Source organism: Parabacteroides sp., from assembly GCF_977054455.1.
On record NZ_CDRTCT010000001.1, the window covers coordinates 176,271 to 195,613 of the forward strand.

At 49.2% G+C, this 19,343-nt stretch carries 9 protein-coding genes; 4 read left to right on the forward strand and 5 right to left on the reverse strand.

Annotated elements, in window-relative coordinates; translation table 11 throughout:
- The first annotated feature begins 184 nt into the window (after positions 1 to 184).
- The 3 genes from ACW6QF_RS00660 (at position 185) to ACW6QF_RS00670 (ending at position 11,626) form a co-directional block, all read left to right on the forward strand.
- On the forward strand, positions 185 to 946 hold the full coding sequence (locus tag ACW6QF_RS00660) for a DNA-binding domain-containing protein (protein ID WP_456086433.1): 762 nt from the start codon (positions 185 to 187) through the stop codon (positions 944 to 946).
- Between the two features lie 239 nt (positions 947 to 1,185).
- A complete protein-coding gene (locus ACW6QF_RS00665) occupies positions 1,186 to 10,815 on the forward strand; it encodes a LamG domain-containing protein (protein ID WP_456086434.1) in 9,630 nt (3,209 codons plus the stop codon).
- 4 nt (positions 10,816 to 10,819) lie between these two features.
- Complete coding sequence (locus ACW6QF_RS00670; protein ID WP_456086435.1) at positions 10,820 to 11,626, forward strand: hypothetical protein; 807 nt, start codon at positions 10,820 to 10,822, stop codon at positions 11,624 to 11,626.
- Positions 11,627 to 11,791: 165 nt separating this feature from the next.
- On the opposite strand, the gene ACW6QF_RS00675 is transcribed toward ACW6QF_RS00670, so the two are convergent.
- Complete coding sequence (locus tag ACW6QF_RS00675; RefSeq protein WP_456086436.1) at positions 11,792 to 13,081, reverse strand: DEAD/DEAH box helicase; 1,290 nt, start codon at positions 13,079 to 13,081, stop codon at positions 11,792 to 11,794.
- A 184-nt stretch (positions 13,082 to 13,265) separates the two neighbouring features.
- On the opposite strand from ACW6QF_RS00675, the gene ACW6QF_RS00680 reads away from it, so the two are divergent.
- Positions 13,266 to 14,810, forward strand: a complete 1,545-nt coding sequence (locus tag ACW6QF_RS00680; RefSeq protein ID WP_456086437.1) for a PAS domain-containing sensor histidine kinase — start codon at positions 13,266 to 13,268, stop codon at positions 14,808 to 14,810.
- A 25-nt stretch (positions 14,811 to 14,835) separates the two neighbouring features.
- Here ACW6QF_RS00680 and ACW6QF_RS00685 read toward each other — a convergent pair whose 3' ends face one another.
- The 4 genes from ACW6QF_RS00685 to ACW6QF_RS00700 form a co-directional block, all read right to left on the reverse strand.
- Positions 14,836 to 15,663 (reverse strand): transporter substrate-binding domain-containing protein, encoded by an 828-nt coding sequence (locus ACW6QF_RS00685; RefSeq protein WP_456086438.1) that lies wholly within the window; start codon positions 15,661 to 15,663, stop codon positions 14,836 to 14,838.
- Positions 15,664 to 15,667: 4 nt separating this feature from the next.
- On the reverse strand, positions 15,668 to 17,779 hold the full coding sequence (locus ACW6QF_RS00690; protein ID WP_456086439.1) for a putative porin: 2,112 nt from the start codon (positions 17,777 to 17,779) through the stop codon (positions 15,668 to 15,670).
- 70 nt (positions 17,780 to 17,849) lie between these two features.
- A complete protein-coding gene (locus tag ACW6QF_RS00695; protein WP_456086440.1) occupies positions 17,850 to 18,392 on the reverse strand; it encodes a 2-oxoacid:acceptor oxidoreductase family protein in 543 nt (180 codons plus the stop codon).
- A 21-nt stretch (positions 18,393 to 18,413) separates the two neighbouring features.
- Positions 18,414 to 19,178, reverse strand: a complete 765-nt coding sequence (locus ACW6QF_RS00700; protein ID WP_186930370.1) for a thiamine pyrophosphate-dependent enzyme — start codon at positions 19,176 to 19,178, stop codon at positions 18,414 to 18,416.
- Between the last annotated feature and the right edge of the window lie 165 nt (positions 19,179 to 19,343).

The window sequence follows — 19,343 nt, forward strand, 5'->3', positions numbered from 1 at the left end:
TATTATAATAAATAGAATGGTGTACAAACGTTCGGTCTGGCTCTCCATTATGGAGAGATGGCCGGCGTTTGTATTTTCCTGCAGAACGCCGGCCATCTCTCATCTATAATAAGAAGAAGTAAAAAGCAGATCGAATGTCAAAAAAACGGGATAGGGGAAGTTCCCTTCCATAAATATATCAAACATGCAGAATACCCTGAAAGGTTGGTTGGCAGACAATACCGTCACCACCGACAACAAAGACGACAAAATCCTGCTGCTCGAATCGGCAGGGAGTGTTAACCTCGACAAAATCTGTGAGGAAATGAAGAATGAAGACACGGGCCTCCGGACGGAGACAATCGTGCATGTGGTAACCTTGTTCCTGCGCATTGTCGCGCGGTTTATCCTGAACGGCTATAATGTGAACACGAGCCTGTTCCGCGCCGTCGCCCAGTTTACCGGCGTGATCGAAGGCGGCAAATGGGACCCGGAGAAAAACTCCGTCTACGTCTCCTTCATCCAGGACAAGATGATCCGTGAAGAGATTGCCAAGACGACGGTCAACATCCTCGGCATGAAAGCCGACGTGATGTACATCCTCGAAACGGAAGACAAGAAGTCGAAACTCAAAGACGGCAGCGCGACGGCCGGCCGCAACTTCTTCGTCCGTGGCTCGATGCTGAAAGTGATGGGCGACGACCCGTCGGTAGGCGTGACGCTGACCGACGAAAAAGGGGTGGTGAAAAAGCTCGAAGACGACGAAATCGCCATCAACAAGCCGTCCGAACTGACGCTGCTGATCCCGGCGGACCTGACGGCGGGGACTTATACGTTGACGGTGACGACGCAGTATTGCCATGGCGGAAACTCATTGTTGAAAGAACCGCGTAGCGTAAGCACGACTGTCTATATCGGTGGAAAACCCAGCGGAGGGGGCGAAGAAGAGCGCCCGGGAGAGTTGTAATGAATGAATTTAGAACAAGGCATGTTCGCGTCTGCGAACATGCCTTGTTCGTTATAACGAACACCCGATGTTCGCGAACGCGAACAAGAATAAGCGCAATAAGATTGTATAACAGAAATAAGAACAAAAACGAAATGTGTATGGAACAATTTTTACAAACGAAAGAAAGAGTCCCACTTGGGTCTTGTCGGGGCCGATACCGGAAGATTTTTCGATATCTGCTTCTATTCCAAGTTTGGATGTTGCTGCTGGTTGGATGGCAGGAAGCAGGGGCTAACATTGTAACTTTAGAGAAAGTAGAGTTTACGGAGCATTTAAAAGATGGATATATAGAGCTGAGATTGCCAGTATATGAAAGTAAAGATAACGATGAAGGGCTGGATTATGGTTCGCTAACAGCGGACGGTAAAGAAATCCTGCGATTTTATACAATGGAAAAAGAAGACACCTGGCAATCCGATGGAGATACCAAGTGGATTAAAGCAAAGGCTCCGTATGGATATGGAGAAATCGAAAGTCAAGATGGTAAATCATTTATAAGCTTGAAGAAAGACTATAACGAATATATTTTGGCTGTCACTAAAGGCGTAGAGGACAACACATATGATGTAGCATATGCCAGATTCAGATGGTATGTCCCGTCAGAGTGGGGAGGATCTGATTTGGATTTTGCTATCACATTGAATATTGATTATAATGGTGACAACAAGGGGCTACAAAAGGTAAATAAAGGTTTAGGAAAAGCTACTGGAGGTACTTTCCCGACTCCTCAATTATCTTATCAGTTGTCGACGACACCGGGATGTTATAACGTGACCTATACCGGCATATCAAGCCCTAAAGATGGCTCCCAATACAATTGGTCCGGTGGTGGGTGGATAACAAGCACTGCATCTACCGGCTCGACCGACTATAAGATCAGCAATCAGGCTCAGGATGTGACTTTTACGTATGCGTATAAGATGCATGGTTATGCACACACGAATCGGGCGGCTACTATCTCGTTAAAGTCATTCCATTATCCGGATGAACTCAAATTGGCAGATGCCCCGAATGGCGCTACAACCATCAGTTGGACTATTAATAATAGCGGATTGGAGGATTTTAGCCAAACAGGCAAGTTTGAAGTGCAACGTGCCACGGACGTCGGTTTTTCGCAAGGTGTAAAGTCGGTAGGTATAGTGGAATTGGAAAGTGGAAAGAGCGAGTACTCGATAACCGATCCTACCGGCAATGACAACTTAATCGGTACGGTTTATTACCGCCTCCGTCGTGCGGATGCGGCTCTGTGGGAGTGGAAGTATGTTGTGTCTTCGTCCATCCAGAAGGTGATGACACACCAGAATGTGGCTTCTGCCAAAGTCGAACGTCTGAATTGGAGCACACAACCGCAAGCCAAAATCTCTTGGACGTTGGAAGAAAAAACCGATAACATTATATGGTCGGATGGCGCAAGGGTCATCGTGAAAAGAACCAAGGACTATGGTGGCGGCAGGCAATCGACCGATGAGGTTGTCGCCACCGAAGCGGATATGAAAAACGGTTATCTGATCGATGAGTTGAATATGACATGTGTGAATTATACCTATTCGGTTTATGTCAAACCGGGCAATAATAACTATCCGGCATTGAATCCGATACCGGTGTATATTGATCCGGATACTCCGATCTTGCCAACCCTTTTGGGGATGGTAACCTCGATTGAGGTCTCCAAGGGCTATTATCCGAATCATACGACCATCGAATGGGAAACGGACGGGAACCCGATCGACCAGTTTGAGATCCTTCGCCGTGAATACATAGTGGATCAGGGTGAAGATACCGGTTGGAAAACAATTGAAACAAGAGAAGGGTCGCAGCAAACCACATTTATCTATAATGACCAGTTGGGGGTGCCGGGCATGATTTACGAGTATCGGGTGGCTGCCGTCACAACCTGTGTAGACAAGAAAGTCTCTAACCCTTCCGCCATCACTCGCGGTTTCCGCAGCCCCACCGGCATCATCAGCGGGCGCATCACCTACAGCTACGGCGATGCCGTCCCCGGTGTGGATGTCATGCTTTCCAGTAAAGACTTGTTGGCCGGACAGAGCTTGCTGTTTACAGGTAACGAAAATAGCTACATCGAAACAGATGAAGCGATCCAAACCCCGAATATATTTACGGTACAGGCTTTTGTGAAGCCGACAGCCGGCGATCAGACGAAAACGATCGTCAGCTTCGGCCGTTACGCCCTCGGCCTGAAAGCCGGTAAACCGGCTTTTAGCGCAAATAGCGGTACAGGCTGGACGGAAGCGGACGGAGATGCGCTTCCGACGACTGACTTCACCCAACTGACAGCCATGTATGACGGGACCAGTATCTTGATATACGTGGATGGCGAACTGAAGAAATCCTATTCGGCAAACGGCCTTGTCGGTTCTGCCACTGAAGCCAAGGTGACGATCGGCAAAGGCTATGCAGGCTATGTCGACGAAGTGCGCCTTTGGAGCAAAGGCCTGACCGATGTGGAAGTGAAGCAAACCTACAACCGCCTTTTGACCGGCAACGAAGAGGGGCTGATGGCCTATTGGCGGCTGAACGATCCGGTGATGGACGAGTTCTACGATATTTCTTATTCCAAAGCCAATTACAATGCCCATCACGGCAAAATCCATAACGCAACGTTAAGCACCGGAACCGAAGCGTTTCCGACCCAGCAACAATTAGCGCTGCGCGGACTGACGGACGCTTCGGGCAATTATTCCGTAAGCGGCATTCCCTATGCCGGGAATGGAACAGCCTATACGCTGACGCCTACCCATCCGATCTTCAATTTCGACCCGTCGGAGCAGACCGTTACGATCGGGCCGGATGCCGTGACAATGTCGAATATCAATTTCCAGAACAAGACGGCTGTCAAGGTCGAAGGATATGTCTTTTATGAAAACAGCAGCATACCGGTTGTCGGAGCTACGTTCGAAGTGAACGGCCAGGCGGTAGTCAGTAACGGCGAGTTCGTCAAAAGCGGTGATAAAGGACAATTCGCCTTTAGCGTACCGGTAGGCGAGCAGACCGTACGGGTGGTGAAAGCGAACCATACGTTTAAGCAAAACGGCCTTTTGCTTGACTCGAAGGGGATAAACCTGAATTATCAGGCGAATATGGCCGACGTCCGCTTCTGGGACCAGACGAAAGTAAAGCTGATCGGCCGTGTGGCCGGCGGTACGGTGGAAGGGAATAAGCCGCTTGGTTTTTCACTGTCAAAAAACAACTTAGGAGATAGCCCGACACTTGTCCTGGAGTTGGAAGGGGATGCCTCTTCTGAAATCTACGATAAAGATGCCGTCTACAAAGATGGGGTAAAAGATGAAAGCGCTCCCGAAAAGATGGACAGCACAATGATCCACTGGAACAGTAAATACGACAACGGGGTCAGCTACCGGCAGAAGCAGATCGTGATCACGCCCGATGACGAAACCGGCGAATACGAAGCCTGGCTCTATCCCGTCAAATATAAGGTGACGCAGGCGACTGTCAAAGGTTGGGACGGGCTGCTGCCGAATGCAGCACCTGTCGTCAATCTGGAAAATGCCTTTACCGAACAGACGTCGGAATATACCGATGAAAAGAAAGGGGAGACCTATCGCCTTGCTTATAATGAGGAATATTCACTGATCCATCGTGTCAGTCCGACCATCAGCTACAAGCAAGGGAATGCAAGTGGCGCCAAGACGGATTATTTCGGTTTACAGTACACGACCATTCCGGATCTGAAGGGATTGGAAGAGCCGGATACGCTTGTCCTCTATGATAAAAAAAGTAAGGAGTATCTTTTCAAGGACGGCGAAGGGAAAGGCTTGCCGGTATTCTCGACCGGAACCTGGGGCTTCCATATCGAAGCAACGGAAGATTATGCCTATAATGGCGTGACGGAAGGCGAAGGAGTTAAGGTGGACCGTGTCCCGACACAAGGCGGAGAGGTAAGTATTACGAATACTTTCAATCAGAATGCAGCTCCTCAGAAAGCGACATTGAATGATCAGGGCAGACTCTATGTCGATCTTGTGATGAATAAGCCTCGTTTTGCCAGTAATGATTACGGGAGCTTGAGCATAGCCGTGACGATTGATGATAAAAAGTATGAAGCGCCCGGATTGAAAGGCTTCCTTCTGGGGGCGGATCCGAATACGGATGGTCTGGACTTTGTGACGGCCGGTCCTATCACGCTTTTGAACATCCTGCGCGACCCTCCCGGAAGCGCCAGCTATACTTGGTGGGAAAGCGGACAGAACTATTCTTATAATACAATGAGTACGAAAGGGTTCACCAACGTCGGGACGGAAGGAGTTACGACAAAGTTGGGTGTGAAAACGGCAACCGGTATCGGCATCGGGGCAATGGTCCTGACCGAAACGGAGATGGAGAACAATATTCAGGCAAGCATCAACCACGAAGAGACGACCAATCATCCGGATGCACGTACGATGACGGTGACGACTAATTCCCGTTATCAGACCAGCGACGATCCGCTTAATGTCGGCTCGGCTGCGGATGTCTTTATCGGCTTTTCCAATAACCTCTATTACGGGGCGGTGAATGAAATCGAATTGCTGGACAAGGAAACCTATGATGGTAAAGGCGGTAAAAAGGATGTTTATGCTACGACTACAAAGGATGGCAAGACCTATTATATATGTAAAGGCTCGAACCTGAATGTGTCTGTTTCCGGATCGACTCTTTTCTCTTATCCGAAAATGCATATCGAGAATATCGTGATCCCGAATCTGGAGACATTGCGCAACAATATGCTGTATACGCCGGATGCCATTACGGAAACGGAAGCACAGGCGATGGCGACTGCACAAAACCGTATGATCTATCGTTCGAATGTCTCGAAAGATGATGATACTTTCGGCTCTACGGGTAGCTATAAGATCTTTATTCCGAACACGGGAGTCCCGGAAGAAGAACAGGAAGATGAATTCCTGACAAAGTTTTTAGGGAAAAAGAAAAAGGTTAAGGGGGGGACGCCTGACTCGATCTCCATGTACAACAATGCGATCAAGGAATGGGTACGTGTCTTGAAGCAGAATGAAGATGAAAAGCTGGCTGCGATCAAGAAAGGTGACTTTGTCGAACGGAACCGTTCGTTCCATGCCTCTTCCCCGGTAGAATATACCGAATCGTACGAGATGGCTAAAGAAGATGGCTATTCGTTCGAGTTTACCGCCACAGCCGGGGTCGCAGCCGAGTTCGGATTTTCGATTGGGGGCGCCGGTGTGGTGACAGCGATCGACCAGCAGTTCGGTGGCGTAGGCTCTGATGAACAGAATTTTACGGAAGGCGAGACGGCCTCAAGCGGGTTTGTCTTGGCTGATGAAGGCGATTTCGATTATATCAGCGTGGATGTGCTTCGGGCTGCTCCTGTCGATACGACTTTCAAGAGTAAATGGAATAATATGTATAATGAACTGGGAGACTTCAATGATCAAGGGGATGTCGATCCCGGAAAATTGAAAAAGTGCGTACAGTATGGTAACTTTATATTCAAGACCCGTGGCGGTGCTACTGCTTGCCCGTACGAACCTGCCGAATATACGCAATACCAGGATGGCGACCAAAAATTATTGAATGAAGCCACCATGCAGATCGAACGTCCGAGCTTGGAAGTCGAAAAGCCTGTGGTGACGAACGTGCCGTCCGATAAAGCGGCGGTCTATAACCTGAAGCTGATGAACGATTCGAAAGTGTCCGGGGCAACGGCCATCTTTACGATCGCCATCGTGGATGCTGCCAACCAGAAGGGGGCGAAGTTCTCCATCGACGGCGTGCCGTTGGGAGAAGGGCGCGGGATCGAAGTCCCTTACGGCGAAGTGCTGAATAAGGTGCTGGAAGTGCGCCGTGGTACGGAATACGATTATGAAGACTTGGCTCTCGTGTTGAAATCGCAGTGCCAGTCCGATCCGACCGATAATCAGGCTGACATCGCCGACACCGTCTACATCTCCGCACACTTTATCCCGTCGTCCAGCGATATCAACATCAAGAACCCGACGGATAAATGGACGCTGAACACGCAGTCTTCGCTCGATTCGACTTCCGGCAAGTATTACATGCCGCTGACGATCGACGGGTTCGATGTGAACTTTACAGGCTTCGACCATATCGAAGTGCAGTATAAACCCTCTTCCGGTTCGGATAAAGATTGGACGAACATTTGCAGCTTTTTCAACGATTCCGTTCCCTATAAAGCCGCTTCCGGCGAGAAAGCGATGATCGAGGGTGCGACTATCTCGACCCGCTTCTATGGGGCAGAAGACCAGAAGTACGATATCCGCGCGGTGACGTTCAGCAAGGTCGGCAACGAGTTCGTGACGAAATCATCCCCGGTCATTTCCGGTGTGAAGGACACGAAACGGCCTGTCGTGTTCGGCAATATCCAACCTGCCGACGGCGTGTTGGGGATCGAAGACGAAATCCGCCTGAACTTCAACGAAGAGATTGCCGAAGGATATATGACCGATGTGAAGAACTTCCAGGTGACAGCCGTTCGCAACGGTTCGAATGGCGACCACAGTACATCGCTGACTTTCGACGGGACCTCTTCTTATCTGGCGACACAGGCGGAACGCAACCTGACGGATAAAGACGTATCGGTCGAAATGTGGGTATTGCCGTCTACTCTCGGACAGAAAATGACGCTGTTCAGCCATGGGACGACAACCAATGCGCTGGAACTTTCCATCGGAGCGGACAATTCGATCCAAGCAAGCATCGGCGGAAAAGTGTATGCCTCCAAGCCGCAGAGTTTCAAAACGACCGATTGGGCGCACGTCGCCATGACCTATAAGGCATCCAACCGCCAGCTCTCTGCTTATTTCGGCGGAACGGAAGTGATCACCGGGGTACAGACCTCCGAGCCGAACACTTCGATCGGGCCGATGCAGTTCGGGCGCGGCGTGAGCGGCGATAACTATTTTGCCGGTAAGATGCACGAAGCGCGTGTCTGGAACAAGGTGGTAGCCTCGAACGAAATCATGGCGAACAAGCTGACCATCTACACCGGACAGGAAGCGGGCATGTTGGCCTACTATCCGATGAACGACGGCAAGGGCGACCGTGTGACCGACAAGGCACAAGGGGCTACGGCATGGATCTATGGCGCCGATTGGAGCACGCTTGCCGGGCTGTCGGTAGCATTTAAGGGAGATACGCTCATGGCTGTCAACACCTCGAAGGTCGCGTTGACCGATGCGCAGGACTATACGCTTGAGTTCTGGTTCAAGGCGGCTCCCGGACAGAAAGAGGCCGCTTTGGTATCGAATGGAAAAGGGGTCGGTGACGAGAACAACACGAATCGTAACAAGGTGTTTGTCGGGTTCGCCGATAACAAGTTGGTGTTCCGTAACAACGGCCATGAAGAGGTTCTCTCGGGAAAATGGGACGATGACAGTTGGCATCATTTCGCCATCGCCGTGAACCGGAATGCCGGAAATGCGCAGATATTCCTCGACGGGGCGCTGAATACTTATTTCGATGCAGGCAAGCTGGGCGGTTTCTCCGGAACGAACCTGTATCTCGGTGCTCGCCGTTGGACGGAAGCCGCGCAGATGGTCGACCACACGGATATGTACCTGAAAGGGCAGGTCGACGAACTCCGCCTTTGGAACATGGCGTTGCCTTCGACGATCATCAATAAGAACTACAACGTTTGCCCGAAGGGTTCGGAAATGGGACTGATGCTTTATATGCCTTTCCATAAATATATCACCAATAGCGCGAACGTCCGGGAGATGGTTTTCAGTGGCGAAGATTTGGTGACGGATTCGACTTTGGTCATCGGTGGCAGCCGGTTGGCCTCTGAGGAGAAAGCGCCTGTAAGGGCGAAGGGCCCCGAAGTCTCCATCCCGTTCACCTTTGTAGTCAATAAGGATGCGTTGGTGATCAACCTGATGGATACGCCCGAAGCGTTGGAAAAGGCAGTGGTCAACTTTACGGTTAAGGATGTGAGCGACCTCAATGGCAACCTGATGCAGAGTCCGGTGACTTGGAGCGCATACATCAACCGCAATCAGTTGAAGTGGAGCCAGTCCTCAGTGACAAAGGAGAAGAAGCTCTACGCTCCGATGACCTTTATGGTCGATGTGGAAAACCAGGGCGGTACGGAAAAGAACTTTACGATCGAAGGACTTCCTGCCTGGCTGAAAGCCGATCCGGCTTACGGCACGATCGACCCGTTGGGACGCCAGACGATCCTGTTTACGGTAGACGAAGGCACGAATGTCGGACGCTATGACGAGGTGGTCTATGTGAAGGGGGATAACAATGTTTCGGAAGCATTGCCGGTGACCTTGAAGGTGTTCGACCAGCAACCGGACTGGATAGTCGATCCGGCTGATTTCAAATACAACATGAATATTTATGGTAAACTGCGTGTGAACAAACTGTTCTCGACGGATGCCGAAGATATGATTGCCGTGTTCGATGGCGGCCGTTGTGTCGGTGTCGCCAACAACCGGTATGTGGATAAGAATGATATGTGGTATGTATTCCTGACTGTTTACGGAAACGAAATCAAGGGTGGCGAGCCGTTGAACTTCCGTGTATGGGATGCGAGTACCGGTACTGTTTATGATGCCTATTGCGATACACTGGTTACGTTTGGCAGCAACTCGGTTGTGGGGACGGCTTCGGAACCGGTTGTTTTTGACGCCGAAGAACGGGTGGTTCAGAATATCGACTTGACGGAAGGTTGGAATTGGGTCTCTTTCAATGTCAAGAGCGATGCGCCTGACTTGGTGACAATCATGAAGAATTCGATGTTACTCGGAGACGAACAGGTGAAAGACGAAGCGAAAGGTGCATTTGCGGCTTACGACAAAGAGTCCGGAACGTGGTTGGGAAGTGATATCGTATTCGACAACAAACATATGTATCTGATCCAATCTTCTGTCGCGCAGAAACTCTCTGTCTCAGGTATTGCGATCAAGGAAAAGGAAGACCTGACGATACCGGTTGCCGCTAAATGGAACTATATCAGTTATCTGCCGATGACCAATTTGCCGATCGCTGAGGCTTTGTCTGGCTACAGTGCCAAGGAAGGTGACATCATCAAATCGCAGAATGCGTTCTCGATGTACGGCGTGAAGACCGGTTGGTTAGGAAACATGACCTATATGGAACCGGGCAAGGGCTATATGCTGTTGAACAATGGTGAGGGTACGTCTCTGGTCTATCCGGACATGATGGGCGGAAACGATTTGAGAAGCGGTGATCTCCCGACTCGTTCGGGCGGTGCTATGACGTCCGGGACGACCTGTACGGATACTCGCTTTGATGCTAATATGTCCGTTGTAGCGACGGTTGCAGAGAGTTTGCCGGTTTATGCAGGCGACAAATTGCAGGCCTATGTCGGCGGTGAGTTGCGTGGTGAAGCTTTATTGACGGAAGACCCGTATGACGGCAGGCCGTTGTACTTTGTCTCGATCGGTGGAGACCGGAATGAAGCCGTTTCTTTCGCTCTTGAACGGGGTGGGGAAGTCATTGCCGAGACATCTCCGATGTTCGACTATCGCACAAACAATGTGCAGGGTAGCATCGAGCAGCCTGTCATCATCGATTTCGTTAACGATTTGCAGATTTCGGTTTATCCGAATCCGTTCGAGCGTGAGCTGAACTTTGTGATGGACACCGAGCCTGGCAGTAAGATCGAGATTTACCTTTACACGATGGCAGGACAGATGATACATCGCCATGCCGAAACCTGTGTCAACGGAGGTTATTTGCACTATCGTTGGGAGTGCTACGAAGATTTGGCACGTACGGTCTATATGGCAGTCGTGGTCGTGAACGGAAAGAAACACGTGTATAAAATAAAAAGAAAGTAATAGTATGAATCGGATAGAAGTGAGAAATGTAATTCATTATATGATCATTTTGGCAGCCTCCACGCTTTTGTGGGGCTGCTCGGATGAGCCGGGACCAAAGGTGGTCCCGGAACCTGAGTGGGAGCTTGACCTGGTGGAGGATGAACCGGCTCCTGCATGGAAAGCTCCGGAGAGCGGAATTTACCAGTTCAGTATGACGGCTGTTATCCGCTTGTCCGGGTTTCTGGAAAAGTATGCAGATCCGAATGACGAAGTATCGGCTTTCGTTGGTGATGAATGCCGCGGAATCGCTACCGTCCAGGAGAACGGGAAGAAGCTCTTTTTCCTTTATATCCGCGGAAATCAGGGAGAAGCGCAAAAGGTGACGTTGAAATACTACAGTGCCAAAAACAAGACGACCTATACGTGTCGGGATTTCTTGGTGTTCGAACAGAATGGGACGTATGGGAAGGTTTCCGATCCGGCGGTTCCTCCTTTTGAAGAGTCCGGCAAGTATCCGGAAACGATGTCCGCTGTGGTATCTTTGCCCGAAACGTTGCCTTTTGAACGGCGTGACAAGGATATACTGGCTGCCTTTGTCGGCGATGAATGCCGTGGCGTAGGGGAACAGGCCGATATTGCAGGAAAGGTGGTCTATCGGTTTGAGATCCGGGGTAGGAAAGATGAAACGGCTTCCGTCTATTTCATGTATTACAGCATACAGGCCAGCGGAATTTATAAAGCCGCGGAATCGTTCTCGTTTGAGGATGGAGGAGCACAGGGAACGCTGGATGCTCCGTTCCCGGTCACGTTGCAACCGGTTGTCGAATAATCGGAGGTGTGTCCAAACACCTTTATCACGAACTTTCAGGCACGGATGACACGAATTTACACGGATAAATTAATTTTCTTTCCGTGTTTTTCGTCTCATCCGTGCCTGAATTATGGTTGTTGGCAGGCAGGATGTTTTGCATACCTCCATATTTATAAACGTCGCCTATGCTTCCTTCTTCGGTCTGCCTCTGCGGCGTTGGTTGTTGTTACCGCCTGCGGGGCGGCTGTTGCTGCTTTTCCCTTTTCCGCCGTCTTTGCGGGGGCGTCCTCTGCCACGGCGCATGTTGGAGTATTTTTCGGGCTCGTATAAAGGTGTTTCGCCGAATTTGGGGTCGATCGGTATTTTGTAGACTTCCTTATCCAGGAATTCTTCGATACGTTTGAATTGGAATTGTTCTTCGATTGAAATGAACGTGATGGCCAACCCCTCGCCATTCGTTCCGCGAGCGGTACGGCCGATGCGGTGCACGTAGTCTTCCGGGTCGTGGGGAATGTCGAAATTGACTACCAGCTTGATGTCGTTGATATCGATACCGCGCGAGACGACGTCGGTGGCAACGAGGATGTCGATACGTCCGTTCTTGAACTCTTTCATCACCTCTTCACGTTGTGACTGCTCAAGGTCCGAGTGCATGGCGGCCACGTTGAACTTCATCCGTTTGAGGGTGGATGACAGTTCCTTTACCTTCATTTTTGAGGATGAAAATATGATGACACGTTGCGGACGGCTCTGTGAGAACAGGTCTTCCAATATGCGCAATTTCTGCATGTCATAGCAGACATAGGCCGTTTGCATGATTGTTTCAGGGGGTCGGGAGATGGCTATCTTGACTTCTTCCGGATTTTTCAGGATCGTTTGAGCCAGTGTCCGGATCTTGGGGGGCATCGTGGCGGAGAACATGATGGTCTGGCAGGTTTCCGGCAGTAGTTTGTAGACCTGCATGATATCTTCATAAAATCCCATGTCGAGCATCCGGTCCGCTTCATCCAGAATGAAGAAGGAAACCTGCGACAGGTCGACGGTCCCCAGTTTGATATGCGACAACAAACGTCCGGGGGTAGCGATCACGATATCGGCACCCATTTCCATCCCGCGTTTTTGCTGTTCCCAGGCAATACCGTCCGTACCTCCGTAAACGGCAACGGCGGAAACAGGGACAAAATAGGTGAAACCTTCGATTTGCTGGTCGATCTGCTGGGCCAGTTCGCGTGTGGGAGCCATGATAATGGCATTGATAGCATTGGCCGGATGTAATCCTTTGCTGAGTTCATTGATCACCGGCAACACATAAGCCGCTGTTTTTCCTGTTCCAGTCTGCGCACAGGCAATAATGTCTTTCCCTTCCAAAATAACCGGAATCGTTAGTTCCTGTACTGGAGTTGTCTCCAGAAAATTCATTGCGTCAAGGCCATCCAATACGGCCTCTTCTAAATCCAATTCGTCAAATCTCATCTTTCATCATTAAATTCCCGGTAAAGGTAGATAATATTTGGCAATATTTGTTACACATAACGCCGCTCTTCGCTGAAAAGAGTTGTTTTTTCAAGAAGATATTGAATTTAGTGGTGTTTTACGGGACTATTGTGATAAAAATAAATACCTTTATACCCAAATTAGCGTTTAAAAGCATTTTGTTATGGGCAGTACTTATGGCTGGAAGGATATCCAGCCGATCTCACAAAAGCAAGATTCATTACATGAATTGATCAATACGATTTTGGATAAGCTACCGTTAGGCGTTTTCGTAAAAGATGCAGAAGATGATTTCAGATATCTGTATTGGAATCGCTTTATGGAAGAAATAACCGGAATCGATACGGAAAAGGTGGAGGGGCATAATGATTTCGAGTTGCGTTTTGATGCGATCATGTCCGCAGAAGAGCGTTTGGAGTTGGATCGTGATGTCATGGAAACGGATAGGACCATCGAATTTAGCGGTAAGATTTCGGATGCGTATGGTATCCGGAAGGATATTGAGGTCACGAAATTCCCGATCGCCTTGAGTAATGGCAAACCTCTTTTGTTGGCTTTGTGGCGGGATGTCACGGCTCGCAACAAGATGGAGAACACTTTGAAACGTTCGCAGGTGCTTACTAAAATGGCTCTGAATTCCAATGATATACGCCTCTGTTCCATATTCGTGAATCCTAATAGCAAACGAAATTATAATGATGCGGTTGTTCAGGTGAATAATTGGCAGCCGGGCAGAGAAGACGAACTGATCGATATTTCATGGCTTCGCTTTGCCGCGCGGGTTCATCCTGACGACAGGGAGATGCATGATGAGGCTTTCCGGAAGTTGTGTTCGGGAGAGATGTCGGAAGTGAAAATCGAGTTGCGTGTGAAGTATCCGGGGATGGATAATTATCATTGGCGCGAATCGTCGGCAACCGTTTACGAACGGGATGAACAGGGGAGGGCGCTTGTGATCTTGGGATGTACGATCAACATACAGGAGCGCAAAGGGCAGGAACTGAACTTGGAAGAAGCCAGGCATAAGGCGGAACTTGCCGATAAGATGAAGTCAAAGTATCTGGCGGATATGAGCCATGAGATCCGTACCCCGCTGAATGCGATCACCGGTTTCTCCGAATTGATGGCTTTTGCCGATTCGGACGAGGAACGTCTGGGATATTATGAGATCATCAAGACCAATAATCAGTTGCTGATGCAATTGATAAACGATATTCTCGATCTGTCCAAGATTGAAGCCGATGCCATCAAGATCAGTTATGAACAGGTCGATATAAACGAGTTGATGGATACGACATTCGCCTCTATCAAACTTCGTATGCCTGAGGGAGTGCAATTGCTTATGGAAAAAGGCAGTTCTGCATGTTATTTTGGGACAGACAGCATCCGTTTGCTGCAATTGATCAATAATCTTGCGAATAATGCCATTAAGAATACTAAAGAGGGAAGTATCACTTTAGGATATACCTGCCTGCCGGATAAATGTTTGAAGTTTTATGTAAGAGATACCGGGATTGGTATAGAAAAGGACAAATTGGAAAGCCTTTTTACCCGCTTTGTCAAAGTGAACGATTATGTGGAAGGTATCGGTTTGGGGCTTGCCATCTGCCAGGGACTTGTCACTAAGATGGGCGGTTCCATGCACGTGGAATCAGAATTAGGGGTCGGCTCGACTTTCTCATTCGTGTTGCCGTCGCATGATGAATAATGTGCCAATGATAATGTTTGGCACATTATTTATAATATTTCTTGTATATTTTGTCGAATGTACCGTTCTTGCGTATCTGGTCCAGCCAGCTGTTCAGGCTGTCGAGCAGGAGAGGGGAGTCTTTGCGGACTGCCCAGGATTGGAGTTGCGTGAAACTTATGTCTGTTTTGATATCTATTTCCGGGAGTTGTTTTTGGGAAAGGGCGGCTATCTGCTGGTCGCAGACGGCATAATCGATGTCTCCTTTCGCTACCATGATGGCAAGCTGTTCCCCGGAGTATAATTCATCTTCTATCACGTAAATCGTATCGCCGATCTCATGTCCTAAGTTCTGTAGCCTGAGTTGGGCGGGAGAATCTTTCGGGATATATAGAGTCTTGCCGGCCAGATCGAGCTGGTTACGGATAGGCTTGAGTCCGTTATTGGCATCTTCCGTTCGTTGGATCAGGACTTGTTTGTTGAGGACGATCGGTTCGGTGAACAGATATTTCTCTTTGATCTCGCTGGTGATAGGGATATTGCGGGCGACGACATCGCATTTGTTTTCTTCAAGCATATTGAAGCTCTCGGCGAGACTCATCTCCAAAAGCGTCTGTACTTCCAGACCTGATAATCGGGCGATAGCCTGGCTCAGTTCGTATTGAAAACCTTCTATCGTGTCGCCTGCCACATAATAACCCGATTGATTGTATTCGGTCACCAGCCGCAGGACTCCTTCTTTTTTGATCTCCGGATAATCGCGTGGAAGAACTTCTGCCTTCGACATGGTTTTCAGACGCCATAACATGATCATGGTTGCAACGGCGATTATCAGCAGCCCGGTATAGACTCCTATCAGTTTCTTCGATTTCATATGATCAGTTGTTGAATGTGACAGCCACGCCCATTTTCAGGACGAACGGATCCAGCGGATAATGCGCCAGCGAGAAATAGTTCGGATTGACGAACTTGGAACTCAGGTTATAGCCCATCACAAAGAAACGAGCCTGTTTCAGGTGGAAATTGACATAGGCATTGACAAGCGGGTAATTACCGACTTTCACTTCATCCTGTACCTGAAACTGCTGTGTCGCCGGTTCGTAATACGGGGCGTAGTAGGAAGTGTTATAATACATATTGGCACCCAGTTGCACCATCAATACCTTTGCCACCTTAAATTTCAGATACATATTGGTGTAGAGGCTGATTTGAGGCAAAGGCAGTACGCTCTTGTCACTACTCAGCTGATAGGCTACCTCGTTTTCCCATCCGAAAGCGCGGTACATGATGTCCTGTTTGATGCGGGCGTTTATCACCTGCAGATTTCCGCTTTTCTGTTCCGGCATTCCTTGTTTGTTGAAGAATACGTAGTTCTGTATGCTTTCGATCCCGGCAGACAGTTGGGTCCGTGTGGACTCCAAGTCGATCTTGGCTCCGGCATGGATTTGCTGGATCATGTTCATATCCCGGTTGTCCCACCAGAAATAGCGGGAATGGAAATGGCGCATATAAAATGAAGGAGTGACATTCTTAATGTATCCTTCCGCGCTGATTGTTGCGTCTTTTTTAAATAACTTGAATTTGGTTTGCAGGGTTCCCGTTGCCCGGAATTCCCCGATATCGTCACCCACGACGCAAAGTTCTCCACGGGCATTGTAAGTCAGTATGTTTCCTTTGCGTTTGGAGATTTCAGCTCCGATATATGTCGAAAATTCGTCATACACCTGTGTAACCGGAAAATCGATGGTGGAAGGAGAGGCGTCTAATCCGCTTCCATATTCGGGATCGTAAGACAGTCCCGGTATCTGGGCCGGCAACTGGAATTTGCGCTTGTCGAAAGTCGCAAAGGCGGTGATGCCGAACTTGGCCCAGTCTTGAAAACCTTCGCGGAGGGAGAGTCCGAAAGTATTACGCAGGTTCCAATAGGAAGTACGGTCGTCGACACCCGTACCGTTTTCCAAACCGAACACCCGTGGGTCTCCATCAGGAGTCAGATAGCATTCGTTCAGGTTCTGATCCGCTTCCGAGCGGAAACGGCGGCGGTTGTCCTGATATTCCAGCGTATGAATGATACTGGATACGGGAATGAATACTTTCATGGGATTTCCCAGCGTGTCCACTTCCCCTTCCAACTCGCGCTCGAATCCGAGATTGTAATGGTGGCTGAGGAAATACTGTTTGCCGCGTACACGGTTCCAGGCTTTGACCGGATAGCGCGTATTGAATGCCTTGGGGTCGTCCTGGTTTCTCTCGCCGGCAAAATATTGGTCCGGGTTGGTGATTACCGAGTCGTTTGCCAATCCTCCGTTTTCGTAATTGATGAAGTTGAAGTTGCTCAGGTAGGCATGCGCTTCGTAGCGATCCGACTTGTAACTTCCGAAAAGGCGATAGCTCAACAGCTTATTGCCGTTATTCTTGTAGTATCCGCGACTGTAGATATAGTCCAGATCGCCGCCAACGTTGATCTTCGGGCCGAAGTTCATGGTCAGCGTACCTTTCAATCGTTCGTTTTTGCTTTCACTTCCCCCCATGGTCGTGTACATCACGTTTGTGTAAGGGATTTTCGTATTGTAATACTGTGCGTTCCGAGGGTCCGTGATATAATAATCGTATGCATCGGCAAACAGGAAATCCCGCGGTTCCTTGCGTTCGGAAAAGATACGGGTTTGTGCCGGCGATCCCGTATTGGCCAGATAGCCGACAGCCAATGATTCGGATTCCACCAGCGTGCTGTTGGCGAAATTCAGTTTATACGTGTCCAATGGAGCAATATAAGGATCGCCCAACAGAGGAGTAAGCCGGTAGGCCGTGATACGTCTGTTGGCTGTCGATGCACTATCGGGAACCAGCAGGCTGTCAGGGACTTCCTGATTGGATTTGGAAAGGTTTCCGAGTGAGAATCCTTTCCGGTCTCCACCTGGCCGGCGTTGCGCATGCAGAGCCGAAGCGGATATTATCAAGAGTAATAATATGTATAAGCTATGCTTCATGAGGGGCAAAGATATAACAAAAGGGCGTCCTACGAAATAGAAACGCCCTCTTTATATTCTTTTTGCAAGATTACACTTTCTGTATAATCTCCATACCTTTCTTGATAGCCGCCTCGTTCATCGGGATGAGCTTGTGGTGGCGTTCGGGCAGAGATTTCTTCAAGCCTAACAATACGTTTTCCAGTTTCACCATCGGGACGATTTTCAGCAGTCCGCCGAGGATCAGCATATTGAATGCTTTCTCGTTTTTCATTTCCGTAGCCGCGTCCATGGCATCCACGCGATATACACTGACGTCGGTCCGTTTCACCGGTGTATGGATTCCATATCCGTCATAAATAATGATACCTCCTTTTTTCACCTTGTTTTCGAACTTGTCCATCGATGGCTGGTTCAGGATGATGGCAATATCATATTCGTTCAGTACGGGAGAACTGATGCGGTCGTCACTCAGGATAACGGTTACGTTGGCTGTACCCCCCCGTTGTTCCGGGCCGTAAGAAGGCATCCAACTGACTTCCTTCCCCTCCATCAGGCCGGAATAAGCCAGGATCTTACCCATTGACAAAACCCCTTGTCCACCGAAACCTGCTATTATTATCTCTTGTTTCATTGTCAATAATTTGCTGATTAATTATTCTTTGTTCTTGAGATCTCCTAACGGATAGAACGGGAACATATTCTCTTCCATCCATTTATTTGCCTTTTCTGGTGTCATTTTCCAACCGGATGAACAGGTGGAAACGAATTCGACAATTGAAGTGCCCTTGCCGGCCATCGAGTTCTCGAATGCCTTGCGAAGCATCTTTTTAGCTTTACGGACGGCTGCGGCAGTCTGTACGCTCTGGCGGGTGACCAAGCAGGTCCCTTCCAACTGTGCAAGCAGGTCGCCGATCTTCAACGGATAACCGTTGAGGGCGATGTTACGGCCGTAAGGGCAGGTTGCCGTCGGCATCCCTTCCAGTGTGGTAGGGGCCATTTGACCGCCTGTCATACCATAGATGGCATTGTTGACAAATACGATCACGATATTTTCTCCACGGTTGGCAGCATGGATTGTTTCGGCGGTACCGATGGCGGCCAAGTCACCGTCGCCCTGGTAAGTGAATACCATCTTGCCCGGATTCAGTCGTTTAACAGCTGTCGCGATAGCAGGCGCACGTCCGTGAGCCGCTTCGATCCAGTCGATGTCCAGATAATTATAGGCAAATACGGCACATCCGACGGGAGAGACACCGATTGTTTTATCTTCCATACCCATTTCGGCGATCACTTCGGCAATCAGCTTGTGTATCACGCCGTGACTGCAACCGGGACAGTAGTGCATGGGATTTTCATTCATCAACCTGGGTTTTCCATATACCAGGTTCTCCGGTTTAATTATTTCGTTAACTTCCATGTTCGTAATTATTTAGCTAATAAATCTCATCAGATATTGAACCAAGCGGAAACAGATCGCCGCGCCACCACAATACAGAAATGGCTGGCGGTTTTCAGGGAAAGCGAAGTAGCAGATTACAGCTGCTACCGCTAAAACCATGAATAGCCAGGTCAATATCGTATC